The 12973-nt window shown below is 47.5% G+C and carries 14 protein-coding genes; 6 read left to right on the plus strand and 8 right to left on the minus strand.

From position 1 onward, the window contains the following. Positions 1 to 77: 77 nt before the first annotated feature. Both DW033_RS17365 and DW033_RS24390 read right to left on the minus strand, forming a co-directional pair. Positions 78 to 542 carry an HU family DNA-binding protein gene (locus tag DW033_RS17365; RefSeq protein ID WP_008773523.1) on the minus strand — a complete coding sequence of 155 codons (465 nt, stop codon included), beginning with the start codon at positions 540 to 542 and terminating at the stop codon, positions 78 to 80. A gap of 17 nt (positions 543 to 559) precedes the next feature. Beyond that, complete coding sequence (locus tag DW033_RS24390) at positions 560 to 967, minus strand: hypothetical protein (RefSeq protein WP_147423683.1); 408 nt, start codon at positions 965 to 967, stop codon at positions 560 to 562. A 342-nt stretch (positions 968 to 1309) separates the two neighbouring features. Here DW033_RS24390 and DW033_RS17370 point away from each other — a divergent pair, with 342 nt between their 5' ends. Both DW033_RS17370 and DW033_RS17375 read left to right on the plus strand, forming a co-directional pair. Beyond that, positions 1310 to 1546, plus strand: coding sequence for a hypothetical protein (locus DW033_RS17370; RefSeq protein ID WP_057327368.1), 237 nt, complete (start codon positions 1310 to 1312; stop codon positions 1544 to 1546). Continuing rightward, complete coding sequence (locus DW033_RS17375) at positions 1513 to 1854, plus strand: type II toxin-antitoxin system RelE/ParE family toxin (RefSeq protein ID WP_057327367.1); 342 nt, start codon at positions 1513 to 1515, stop codon at positions 1852 to 1854. The genes DW033_RS17370 and DW033_RS17375 overlap by 34 nt, the downstream gene beginning before the upstream one ends. A gap of 69 nt (positions 1855 to 1923) precedes the next feature. Here DW033_RS17375 and ilvC read toward each other — a convergent pair whose 3' ends face one another. From ilvC to ilvD, 5 genes are read right to left on the minus strand one after another with little or no spacing between them, the layout of a single operon-like run. After that, positions 1924 to 2967, minus strand: coding sequence for a ketol-acid reductoisomerase (gene ilvC, locus DW033_RS17380; RefSeq protein ID WP_005854467.1), 1044 nt, complete (start codon positions 2965 to 2967; stop codon positions 1924 to 1926). A gap of 47 nt (positions 2968 to 3014) precedes the next feature. Next, positions 3015 to 3740 carry an acyl-[acyl-carrier-protein] thioesterase gene (locus DW033_RS17385; protein ID WP_122382974.1) on the minus strand — a complete coding sequence of 242 codons (726 nt, stop codon included), beginning with the start codon at positions 3738 to 3740 and terminating at the stop codon, positions 3015 to 3017. A 6-nt stretch (positions 3741 to 3746) separates the two neighbouring features. Beyond that, the gene (ilvN, locus tag DW033_RS17390) at positions 3747 to 4301 is read right to left on the minus strand and encodes an acetolactate synthase small subunit (RefSeq protein ID WP_008780057.1); all 555 of its coding nucleotides are present in this window, start codon (positions 4299 to 4301) and stop codon (positions 3747 to 3749) included. Positions 4302 to 4316: 15 nt separating this feature from the next. After that, complete coding sequence (gene ilvB / locus DW033_RS17395; RefSeq protein WP_048927571.1) at positions 4317 to 6020, minus strand: biosynthetic-type acetolactate synthase large subunit; 1704 nt, start codon at positions 6018 to 6020, stop codon at positions 4317 to 4319. Positions 6021 to 6053: 33 nt separating this feature from the next. Then, entirely contained in the window at positions 6054 to 7889 is a 1836-nt protein-coding gene (ilvD, locus tag DW033_RS17400) for a dihydroxy-acid dehydratase (RefSeq protein ID WP_005864376.1), read from the minus strand. A 1121-nt stretch (positions 7890 to 9010) separates the two neighbouring features. On the opposite strand from ilvD, the gene DW033_RS17405 reads away from it, so the two are divergent. From DW033_RS17405 to DW033_RS17420, 4 genes are all read left to right on the plus strand, one after another. Further along, positions 9011 to 10186, plus strand: a complete 1176-nt coding sequence (locus DW033_RS17405) for a MalY/PatB family protein (protein WP_122144883.1) — start codon at positions 9011 to 9013, stop codon at positions 10184 to 10186. A 48-nt stretch (positions 10187 to 10234) separates the two neighbouring features. Next, positions 10235 to 10810, plus strand: a complete 576-nt coding sequence (locus DW033_RS17410) for a peptidylprolyl isomerase (protein WP_005854436.1) — start codon at positions 10235 to 10237, stop codon at positions 10808 to 10810. A gap of 103 nt (positions 10811 to 10913) precedes the next feature. Further along, positions 10914 to 11990 (plus strand): chorismate synthase, encoded by a 1077-nt coding sequence (gene aroC, locus DW033_RS17415; RefSeq protein WP_057317702.1) that lies wholly within the window; start codon positions 10914 to 10916, stop codon positions 11988 to 11990. A 12-nt stretch (positions 11991 to 12002) separates the two neighbouring features. Then, positions 12003 to 12323 (plus strand): multidrug efflux SMR transporter, encoded by a 321-nt coding sequence (locus DW033_RS17420; RefSeq protein WP_005854432.1) that lies wholly within the window; start codon positions 12003 to 12005, stop codon positions 12321 to 12323. A 106-nt stretch (positions 12324 to 12429) separates the two neighbouring features. Here DW033_RS17420 and rlmH read toward each other — a convergent pair whose 3' ends face one another. Continuing rightward, a complete protein-coding gene (rlmH, locus tag DW033_RS17425) occupies positions 12430 to 12903 on the minus strand; it encodes a 23S rRNA (pseudouridine(1915)-N(3))-methyltransferase RlmH (RefSeq protein WP_005854430.1) in 474 nt (157 codons plus the stop codon). Positions 12904 to 12973: the final 70 nt, after the last annotated feature.

Raw genomic sequence — 12973 nt, forward strand, 5'->3', positions numbered from 1 at the left:
CAGAAAGATATTCCCGCCGGTGGCCCGGATACGCTAGCCGTCCCAAGCCCCGGCGGGGATATGCCAGAGGAGCCGGATCAGATCTCATCCGGGCTCTCGGAATCGCCGCCACCGCCCTGTCCGGGATCGGTGGTCTTTGCGTCGGCCGGCAGCTCCACCCAGAAGATGTTGTCGCTGATCAGCGAGCGGACCATGTTGCGTCCGCTGCCGCTCCTGCGAGCCTCGGGGATGAAGCGCACGCGTACGCCGGCGATCTGCGCGGCGCTCACGTCCTTCTCGTCCGCTACCCCGTTCTTGATCGTATTGGCGGTGTAGTAGAACGTGCCCAGGCCGTCCATCTTCACTGTACGGCCTTGCGCCATATAATCGGCCAAGACACCCGCGAGGTCCTTCAAGACGGCGTACGTGTCCGCACGGCTCACGGTGGAGATCTGCGCCAAGCGGTCCGCCACCTCATCGGTGTTGACCGGCTTGCCTACCGTAACGGCCATGGGATACCACAGTCCGTTGACTTTCTGCTTCTTTTTCTTATAAAATGCCATAATGTCATTTTTAAAGGTTAATGGCTACCTGCCGGAAAGGGGAAAATGAGACTCCGGCACCGAACCCCGTCCGGTCCGGCACCGAACCCCGTCCGGTCCGACACCGAACGAGGTCTGGTGTCGGACTGAACAGGGTCTGGTGTCGGACCTGTCAAAACAGCCTTTTTCAAGGCGGGAGACCACCTTCCCGGCTTGCTGCCAAGATGTCGTGCGCCGGGATTCTCTCGCCATTCCCGGCTTAGCGTGTCGTGTCGGTGGGATGACCTTTCCCGCATAGGCTGTCCGCAAACACGACGAGCCGGTCCGCGGAGGAAATCCTCCACGAACCGGCTCGTCGTACAAACAGAATATATATAGGTCAGCTTGCTTGCTACACAATTATTCCGATTTACCAAGCGCATACTGATAAAAAAGGTTAACATCATATATCCATCACACATTATCATATGATTTTCATATACTCTTTTAATGTATAAGACGTAGTAAATATAAGAAATAAAAAAATATGTAATAAAGACCTGCACACCCCACACCCCAAAATTCATGCTTATTGTGCGTATATAGCGGATAAGCGATTAAAAATAGCGGTTATGTGACATAAATAAATTTGAATACCATTTTGAGGGGATGGAGACGGGGCACGCCCCGTCTCTACAACTGGGTAATGAGTTAATCCTATAGACCTACTTTTTTCCTTACCAAATATCTTATTACATGGAAATTATTCCATACATTTGCCACTGTACTAATAAATAACAGTTACGACTATGACAAAATTAAGCAACATCCCCGCCAAGGAAACTACGGCCAAGACCGCAAAGACACGTAAGACCAAGACCGGACCCGCAAAGCTCAAGTGGGATCCTACCAAGCCGATGCAATTCACCCAAGAAGAGATCTGGGAACATATCCATGAGATTGAGAAGGGGCCGTTCATGACCCTAGATGAAGGTTTTAAACGTTTTGAGGCATGGAAGCAAGACCTACTCAAAAGCAGGTTATAACCAGTAGTTTATTTTGGGAAAGTTACGATAATGTATATGTTCAAGGCCTTGACTTATTTGGATTCTACCAAGCGGAATTATACGCTAACAAGATAAAATCCATCTTATACGAGTTAGACCAAACCTATCCTTATTATCCCGAATGCCGACACCTAACCACGAAAAGCCGCATGTACCGGAACATCATCCTAGATTCACACCTTATCATCTACCGCATCACCGAGGAACGCATCGAGGTGCTGGACATCGTCCATTCAGCATCCAGCATGCGAAAGATCAAGAAAACAAAGAATATCCACATCGAATAACACAAAGAAAGGCGAGCCACCCGTAAGTGACCCGCCTCTTTTTGCTGATATATAAGGATTAAGATTGGATTAGTTGTTCTCCGGACGAAGCTTGCGTACAGTAACAGCAGTCTGCCACATCTCGCTCTCGCGCAACGCCTTCAATTCAGCCTCCAATTTCTCACGATAATCCGGCTTAGAGTTTGAGTCGATAGAGATCTGAGCCTCGTTACCGCATTTTACGTTCGCATACAATTTCTCGACAACCGGCTTGATTGCGTCGTGGAACGGACCCATCCAGTCCAAAGCGCCACGCTGGGCAGTCGTAGAGCAGTTAGCGTACATCCAGTCCATACCATTCTTGGCGAATAAGGGCATCAAGGATTGAGTCAACTCCTCGACCGTCTCGTTGAAAGCCTCGGAAGGAGTATGTCCATTCTCGCGCAATACCTCATACTGGGCCAACAACAAACCTTGGATAGCGCCCATCAAAGAACCACGCTCACCAGTCAAATCGGAAGTAGCCTCACGGATGAAAGTCGTCTCGAACAAGTAGCCGGAACCGATACCGATACCCAACGCCAACGTACGATCCATCGCCTTGCCAGTAGCGTCTTGATAGATAGCGAAAGAAGAGTTCAAGCCACGACCCTCAAGGAACATGGAACGCAAAGACGTACCAGACCCCTTCGGAGCGACCATGATCACGTCAATATCCGCAGGAGGAACAACGCCCGTACGATCGTTCCAAGTGATCGCGAAACCATGAGAGAAATACAGGGCCTTGCCAGCTGTCAAATAAGGCTTCATCGTAGGCCATACAGACATTACGGCAGCGTCGGACAACAAGCACATGATGATCGTGGCCTTGTCGCAAGCCTCCTCGATACCGAACAGAGTCTCACCCGGAACCCATCCGTCCTCAACCGCTTTCTCGTAAGTCTTACCTTGGCGCTGGCCAACGATTACGTTGAAACCATTGTCACGAAGGTTCAATGACTGTCCCGGTCCCTGTACGCCATAGCCGATAACAGCGATTGTCTCATCTTTTAATATCTCTCTTGCCTTTTCCAACGGAAATTCCTCGCGGGTCATTACATTCTCTACAACACCGCCAAAATTCATTTGTGCCATTTTTTTTAACTATTAATGTTTAAAAACCTATTTATGTATCTCTTTTATTATCTCCAAGTAACCGCCGCACGACAGATCGCCTTTCCCTCATGGCAAATAGCCATGTCTTGCTTATCGGGAGCGGACTCCGCCTTATGAAGCGTAAGCGGCATACCTTGTTTACCCTCGGATTGGTAGGCGATCTCCAGACGGCCGATCTCACGGGTCTTGAACTGGTCGATATCGAACAAATCCAGCAGATGCTCGATATACTTCACGCTATTGAAGTGACCGTTGATATCCAAGTCGCTGTATTTGATCGAATACGGGATTCCCTCCGCCTTATTCTCCACCGGCATGATCTTGCCCGGCTTCTCGATCGGGCACGGACGCTCGTCGATATATTTGCCCAATGCCTCTACATCCAATAAGGTAGGACGGCGGGTCTCCACGTCGATAGCCGCCCAAATAGAACGGGCAAATCCAAAGGTTTTCCCATTCTCATCCGCCAGCTCGAAACAACGACTGGTGAAGAGGCGTCCGACCTCATCGATCCAAGTGTATAGATTAATCTTATCGAAGGCGGTAGGATATTCCTTCATCTCGATAGCCAGACGGGACAACACCCAAGCCGTATGACGCTCCGACATATCATTGAAACCGAACCCACGCTCTCCGGCATGGCTGGAAGCGGCGTGAATCAAATAGTTACCAATCATAGGGAGCGTTACACGTCCCCTGAAATCCATCAAATACGGCTCCGCCACGAAATGAAATAATCCTACTTTCTCCATATCTTATTATTGTTGCTTTTCATGTAACTTTCGCTCCATATCGGCCAACATATCGCTCAAGCGCTCCACCTTGCTCTTCGTGATAGCCACACGTCCGGAGCGGATGAATTGCAGGACACCGATCGTCTCGCTCAACTCATTGAACAAGGCTTGTGTCTCGTCATAGTGGCCACTCTTCTCCAATACCACGCAGGTCTCGTTCATCTCCAAGATACGAGCGTTGTATTTACGGATCAATCCCTCCACGGTTCCCATCTTGATGAAAAGCTCGGTACTTAGCTTATAAAGAGCGATCTCTTGATAAACCAAATCCTCATCCGTATTATAATAAGCCTTCAAGATATCCACACGTTTATCGATCTGTTTCACCACCTTATCGATCATATCCTCATCAGCGAAGGTCGTGATCGTAAACTTATGGATGCCCTTGATAGCGGACGGAGAGACGGACAGAGTCTCGATGTTCAGCTGTCGGCGTGTAAAGATAATCGTTATCTGGTTCAAAAGACCTACGATATTCTCTGAAAAGATAATAACGGTATATAATTTCTTTGTTGTCATAGCTTCATCTCCTCCTTATTTCTCGTCTCCCATAATCATGTTTGTCACGCTTCCCCCGGCAGGAACCATCGGATATACCATTCCGCAAGTCTCCACGTTAGCGACCAACACGTAAGCGCCGTCGTGGTTTAGCATCTCAGCGATAGCGTCGTCCAATTCCTCCCGCTTTTCAACGGCACGGCCGGCGATACCATAGGCTTTAGCGATCGCCACGAAATCCGGATTCTCCATGATGGTGTTTGAATAACGCTCGTGGAAGAACAATTCTTGCCACTGACGTACCATACCTAAGAAGTTATTATTAAGAATGATAATCTTCACGTTCAGTTTCTCCTGCATGATAGTGCCCAATTCCTGAATCGTCATCTGCATACCCCCATCACCGGTAAAGAAGCAGACCGTACGGTCCGGAGCCCCGAACTTAGCGCCCATAGCGGCCGGCAGACCAAATCCCATCGTACCTAAACCTCCGGAAGTTACCACGCTACGGGTTTGTTTATATTTGAAATAGCGGACGCCCATCATCTGGTTCTGCCCAACGTCGGTCACCAATACAGCGTCGTTACCGGTCGCCTCGGAAACCTTACGGACTACCTCGCCCATTTTCAGTTGGCCCTCGGTCGGATACAATTCCTTCTCGATTACCTTATCGTATTCCTCTTTCTCGTCCCGATCGAACTCGGCATTCCATTCCGGACGTTTACGTTCTTCCAACAACGCCGTGATCATCGGTATCGTGTGCTTGGCATTACCCAGCACCTTTACATCCACGGCAACATTCTTGCCGATTTCCGAGTTATCGATATCCAGATGGATAATCTTGGCTTGCTTAGCGTATGTCTTTAAATCGCCAGTCACACGGTCGTCGAAACGCATACCGATAGCGATCAATACATCACACTCATTCGTTTTCCGGTTCGGCCCTACGTTTCCATGCATGCCGAGCATTCCCTTGTTCAATGGGAAATCGGTTGGCAACGCGGATAAGCCCAATACCGTAGATCCGGCAGGTATATCATTCTTTTGGAGAAACGCTTTCAATTCCTCTTCCGCACCGCCTAACAATACTCCCTGTCCGACCAGACAGAAGGGTTTCTTCGCCTCATTGATTAAATCGGCGGCGGCCTTGATACGATCCTTATTGATATCCGGCTCCGGTTGATAACTACGTACGTAATCGACCTTCTTATATTCATATTCCACCAACCCTACTTGCGCGTCCTTCGCTAAATCCAGCACAACTGGACCCGGACGGCCTGTAGAAGCGATATAAAAAGCACGAGAAACAGCCCATGCGATCTCCTCCGGCTTGCGGATTTGATAAGCCCATTTCGTGATCGGTTGCGTGATGCCAATCACGTCGACTTCCTGAAAAGCATCGGTTCCCAACAACGGCGAGGGTACTTGACCGGCGATTACGACCATTGGCGTACTATCCATCAGCGCATCAGCGATACCCGTGATGGTATTCGTAGCGCCCGGGCCGGAAGTAACCAACGTCACTCCTACCTTGCCAGATACACGGGCATATCCTTGAGCCGCATGGGTAGCGCCTTGCTCGTGGCGCACCAATACATGCCTCAACTGGTCCCTATAATCATATAAACTGTCGTAAATAGGTATCGCCTGTCCGCCGGGATAACCGAAGATAGTATCTACTCCTTCAGCAATCAACGCTTTCAGCAAAGCTTCCGAACCGGTTATCTTTTGTTTCTCCATAAAAAATAACGTGTTTAATGTATATTATTGGCTTTAATCTTCAACAATCCTTACACCTCCCTTATCGGCGGAGCTAACCATCTTCCCGTACGCTCTCAACGCTTTCGAGACCTCACGCTGACGCGTCGGCGGCGTAAAGGCTTTCTTTCCACGTGCCTCTTCCGCCTTACGGCGCTCGGCCAACTCCTCGTCGCTCAACCGCACGTTGATGGAACGTTCCGGGATATTGATCTCGATGATATCCCCGTCTCTCACCAGTCCGATAGCGCCACCGGAAGCGGCCTCGGGAGAGATATGCCCGATAGAAAGACCGGACGTACCGCCACTGAAACGACCATCCGTGATCAAGGCGCACTCCTTACCTAAGTGACGGCTCTTTATATAAGAGGTAGGATATAACATCTCTTGCATTCCCGGCCCCCCTTTCGGACCCTCATACGTGATGACGACCACATCGCCTGAAACGACCTTGCCTCCTAAAATGCCCTCGCAAGCGGCATCCTGTGAATCGAAGACTTTCGCCGGGCCGGAGAATTTCCAAATACTCTCATCCACACCGGCGGTTTTTACGACACATCCGTCCAAGGCGATATTCCCTCTCAAAACAGCCAAGCCGCCATCCTTGGAATAAGCGTGCTCCACGTCACGGATACAACCTTCGGCACGATCCGTATCTAATTCCTTATAATAAGATTCTTGGGAACCCATCTGGATACTGAACCGATGAGCGGGAGCGCTCTTGTATTTACGGATCGCCTCCTCCGTTACGTTCGGGGAAGTGACGGCGTATTTATCAACAGCCTCGGCCAAGGTCAGGCCGTCCGCACGTCTCGTGCTGCCATCCACAAGCCCGGCTTTCATCAACTCGTTCATGATACCGAGGATTCCACCGGCACGGTTTACGTCTTGTACATGATAAGTGTGCGTATTCGGGGCTACCTTACACAGGCAAGGAGTCTTGCGGGATAACATATCGATATCCTCCATATGAAAATCGGCGCCGGCTTCTTGTGCCACGGCCAATAAGTGAAGCACCGTATTGGTAGACCCCCCCATGGCGATATCCAGAGACATGGCGTTCAAGAAAGCCTGACGGGTAGCGATGTTGCGAGGTAACACGGAATCATCCCCGTCACGATAGTATTTGTAAGCGTTCTCAACGATTTGCTTAGCCGCGTCACGGAAAAGTTGGATACGGTTCTTATGGGTAGCCACGATCGTCCCGTTACCCGGAAGCGCCAGACCGATCGCCTCGTTCAAGCAGTTCATAGAGTTAGCGGTAAACATACCGGAACAACAACCGCAACCCGGACACGCATGGCGTTCCACCTGCTCGATACGCTCATCGCTTACCGATGTATCGGCAGACTCAATCATCGCATCGATCAAATCAAGATGGCGGCCATCCAGCTCACCTGCCTCCATCGGGCCACCGGACACGAACACCGTCGGGATATTTAATCGCATGGAAGCCATAAGCATACCCGGCGTGATCTTATCGCAATTGCTGATGCAAACCATAGCGTCCGCCTTATGGGCATTTACCATATATTCCACGCTGTCCGCGATAATGTCGCGTGAAGGAAGCGAGTAAAGCATCCCATCGTGCCCCATAGCGATACCGTCGTCGATAGCGATCGTATTAAATTCAGCGGCGAAACAACCTTGTTTCTCGATCTCGGCCTTGACCAGTTGACCGATCTCATGCAAATGCGTATGCCCCGGCACGAACTGGGTAAATGAATTTACGATAGCGATAATAGGCTTGCCGAACTGTTCCTCTTTCATCCCGTTGGCACGCCATAGCGCACGGGCTCCGGCCATCCTACGACCTTCGGTGCTAAATGAGCTTCTTAACGGATTCTTCATCTCTTTCCTATTTTTTGTTCGTAGAGCGCTTTATCCACGCCTCTACCTTGATTTATTTATAATAAAAAAGCCTTTCCCTATATGGAGAAAGGCTTAAGAAATATCTCTACGACTTCACAACTTCTTACACACCTTTCTCCTTACCTACTAATGACTAGAAGGACCACCACGAGAATAATATGCAATACGTTGTTCATCATCTTTTCTTATTGTCTTTGTTTGTTTGACGCTGCAAATGTAGAACAATAATTGATATGCGCAAAGGATTTAAAAGAAAATTCTTTATTTTTCTTTCAATTCTCAAGCAAATACCATTTTAGGATTGCATTTTAACAGGAGCAAGAGTGTATTACTTAGGAATCGGAAGGTATAGAAGGGAAAAAACTTCGATTTCCAAACAGAAACAGTAAAAAGACAAATGTTATCTAAAACAGATTCCAGATAACATTTTTATCAGATAACACGACTTACGATAACACGTATCTCATAAGAAAATCCTATTCTAGCGATAAAAAAGATACATATAAACTCTAAATCACATATTTATTAACACTTGTAGACTATAAATAGCCTTGAAAAAATTCATAATAGTGTTCTAGAAAAAACATAAGGAAGTTTTCTGAAGAACATAAGGAATAAATTTCATCTAGTATCGGACTAAATTTTGTTAACATTCGAATGAAAATCACCTAAAATCAAGACTAAATCCGGCATAACCCACGCTAGAAGCAGCTCAAGCAAAGACATTTTCAAAATGACTTTCAGACAGAGAAAGCCTTAAATACTCAACCGATAGACAGCTATTCAAACATCAATCATAAAAAAGACCAACAACACCTGCATTCAAACATCATTCTGATTTACACAACCATCAAATGCTTGCGCTTTTTCCGTGCGACCAAGCCCCCGCCCCATAATTCATCACCCACAGAGAGCAATAATAACACTTTGACATTTTGCCAGTTCACGGTTTGATAAGCCATTTAAGTAAACGATTCATTAAATATATCGCCGATTTCCTAATATACAGCATTTCATACTTTGATTTGGATAAACAATAAATATAATAATTTGTATCTTTGACCCCAATAGCAATTAAGAAACTGATCGTTAATAAAAATATGAAACACTACAACTTCGACGAAGTTATCGAACGGCATGGGACGAGTTGCGTGAAATTCGACCGTTTGAAAGAGATGTTCGGTGACGAGAATCTGATACCACTATGGGTGGCGGATATGGATTTCCGCACACCGGACTTTATTGTAGAGGCCCTGAAGAAACGTTGTGAGCACGAGATATTCGGCTATACATTCGGCTCCGACGAGTATTACGAGAGTATCATCAATTGGGTACACTACAAACATAACTGGAAAATACAACGGGAATGGATCAGCTATATCCCGGGAATCGTAAAGGGAATCGCTTTCGCTATCCAATGCTTTACGCAAAAAGGAGATAAGGTCATCATCCAGCCCCCTGTTTATCACCCGTTCCGCATCGTTCCGGAAAAAATGAAGCGTGAGGTCGTTTATAATCCGCTAAAGATGGTAGATGGTGTTTATGAGATGGATTTCGATCATCTTGAATCTATTATAGATGATAAATGCAAGGTATTGATCCTCTGCAACCCTCACAATCCGGGTGGGATCGTCTGGAAAAAGGAAACCTTGGTCCGCTTGGCCGAGATTTGCGCCAAGCACAATATTTTGGTTATCTCCGATGAGATTCATGCGGAAATGGCCTATCCTCAGTATACGCATTATCCATTTGCCTCCGTATCGGATACTGCCGCTTCTTGCAGCATAACTTTCATGGCACCGAGCAAGACGTTCAATATCGCCGGTATCGTGACTTCCTACGCAATCGTTCCCAATGATCGCATCCGGGAAGAATTTTATTCTTTCCTTGAGGCCGGAGAGTTTGGCGATGGCACGATCTTCGCTTATACGGCAACAACCGCCGCTTACACCTATGGCGCCGAATGGTTGCAACAAATGCGAATGTATATCATGGAGAATGTACGTTTCGTGGAAGAGTTCATGAAACTACATCTCCCCAAGATAAAAGTTTACCAGCCCCAAGCCTCCTTCCTCGTTTGGTTGGATTGCAGGGAACTGAAATTAAGTCAAGATGAACTCGTACACCTGTTCAAAGACAAAGCCGGACTAGCGCTGAACGACGGAAGTATCTTCGGCCCCGGGGGAGAAGGCCATATGCGTTTGAACATTGGTTGCCCCCGCTCTGTTTTAGATAAAGCGATGAACGCTTTTAAAAAGGCGGTGGATAAGAAATAAAATCGTATCTTTGCGAGCATTTCTATACATATTTAAAATACAAGACAAATGAAAATTACAGCAAACAAATACGTTGCGGTTACATACGACCTGAACGTTGGCGAAGGTGAAGAACGTGAGTTAATGGAAAAAGCGACGGTCGAGGCTCCTTTGAAATTCATCTACGGAACAGGCATGATGCTTCCGGCATTCGAGAAAGCCTTGAACGGGCTGGAAGTAGGTGGCACGTTCAACTTCTCCATCGAGCCAGCCGAGGCTTATGGCGAATATAACGAGGAGCACGTATTGGATCTTCCGAAGAATATCTTCGAGGTGGACGGTAAATTCGACGCCGAGATGATCAAGGAAGGTAATACCGTCCCAATGATGGATTCTAATGGCAACCGTATGAACGGCTCTGTATTGGAAGTGAAGGATGATATCGTGGTAATGGACTTCAACCATCCGTTGGCTGGCGAGACTTTGCATTTCAGCGGCGAGGTAATCGACGTACACGAACCGACAGCGGAAGAGATCGCAGCCTTCTCCGCTCCCGCAGGTGGATGTAGTTGCGGTTGCGACGATTGCGGTAGCGATTGTGGCGATAACCACGAGGGTGGTTGTGGTTGTGGTGGATGCCACTAAATAATGGGAAATTGAGAATTGAAAATTGAAAATTAGGAGAAACGCCTAATCATCGGCTTTTGATTCTCAATTTTCAGTTTTCAATTTTCAATTAGACAAAGCGGTGAATACTTTTGGTAATATTTATAGATTAACATCGTTCGGCGAATCGCACGGCCCCGGTATCGGCGGCGTGATCGACGGATGCCCAGCCGGGATCGAATTAGATACGGCATTCATCCAGCAAGAGCTGAACCGTCGTAAACCGGGACAATCCCGTATCACGACCCCCCGTAAAGAGGATGATGAGGTACAATTTCTTTCCGGCATCTACGAGGGAAAGACAACCGGTACGCCGATAGGTTTCATCATCTGGAACAAAAACCAACATTCCTCGGACTATGACAATATGAAGACGGTTTACCGTCCTTCCCATGCCGATTATACCTATCAAACGAAATATGGAATCCGTGATCCCCGTGGAGGAGGACGTTCGTCCGCTCGGGAAACGATCGCTCGTTGCGTGGCTGGAGCTATCGCTAAACTCGCCCTTAAACAATACGGCATACAGATCCAAGCTTATACCTCGCAGGTCGGCCCGATCCAATTAGCGGGTAGTTACCAAGATTATGATTTAAGCTTGACGGAGGAGAGCGACGTACGTTGCCCGGACCCGAAGACCGCCTCAGAGATGGAAACCTTGATCGCCGAGATCAAATCAAAAGGAGATACGATCGGCGGTGTTATTACCTGTGTGGCGAAAGGGGTTCCCGTCGGATTGGGAGAGCCTGTGTTCGGCAAGTTACATGCCGCGTTGGGACATGCGATGCTTACGATCAACGCCGTGAAGGGCTTCGAGTATGGAGACGGATTCAACGCCGCCTTCTTCCGCGGATCGGAAAGGAACGATCGCTTTTTCAATGATAACGGGCATATCAATACTCGTACCAATAATTCCGGCGGTATCCAAGGAGGGATCTCCAACGGACAAGATATTTATTTCCGGGTAGCCTTTAAATCGGTCGCTACGATCTTGATGGAACAAGAAACGGTTAACATGGAGGGAGAGGATACGATATTAAAGGCACGCGGACGTCATGATCCATGCGTATTGCCTCGTGCGGTACCTATCGTCGAGTCTATGACCGCCATGACTTTATTGGATTATTTATTGATCCAGAAGACACGGGAAAACTTTTAAGACTAATTCTATATGGCTTGGATTCTGTTAATTATAGCCGGATTATTCGAGATCGGCTGGCCGCTGGGCTTTAAATTAGCAAGTATGCATTCCAAATATTTTATTTGGTTTATAGGTTTATCGATCTTATCCATGGGCTTAAGCGGTTATTTCTTATATCTCGCCCAGAAAAGCATCCCGATCGGTACGGCTTATGTAATCTGGACCGGGATCGGGGCTATAGGGACTGTTCTTCTTGGAATCTTGTTTTTCCATGATTCCGCGAATATATTCAGGTTATTGTTCTTATCCTTGATATTGATAGGGATCGTCGGCCTGAAATTAGTCCATTAATCCGGGAGAAAAACACCAGTATTCGCATAGCCTCACGGCAGTATCGGTGTGAACTTACGCCAGTATAGGCGTAGGGCTATGCGGATACCGGCGTTAAACGATGCGGTTATTCATGATGGTAAGGCTCGTTATTCAAGATCGTCATCGCCCGGTAAATCTGCTCGATAAAGATCAATCGGATCATCTGGTGGGAAAAAGTCATCTTGCTCAACGAGATCTTTTCCGATGCCGCCTTATACACGGCCTCACTAAAACCGTAAGGACCGCCCACCACAAATACCAAGCGTTTCGGGACCGTATGCATTTTCTTTTCCAGATAAGTAGAAAATTGCATGGAGGTGAACTCCTTCCCTTTCTCGTCCAGCAACACCAAATAATCGCCGGGCTGCAAAGCCTTTAAAATCAATTCGCCCTCTTTCTCCTTTTGCTGCGCCTCTGAGAGGTTCTTCACGTTCTTTATATCCGGTATGACTTCCATTTCAAAGGGTATATAATGCGTCAAGCGATTTTTATACTCATTGATAGCCTCCACAAAATAACCGGCATCCGTCTTACCAATCACAATCAGTCCAATCTTCATCTACTTACATTTACAGGTTTAGAAAGGCTAAGTTACAAGAAAAATACATACCTTTGCCACTAATTACTCA

Origin of the sequence: Parabacteroides sp. AF39-10AC (genome assembly GCF_003635405.1) — a bacterium.
Lineage (GTDB): Bacteria > Bacteroidota > Bacteroidia > Bacteroidales > Tannerellaceae > Parabacteroides > Parabacteroides distasonis.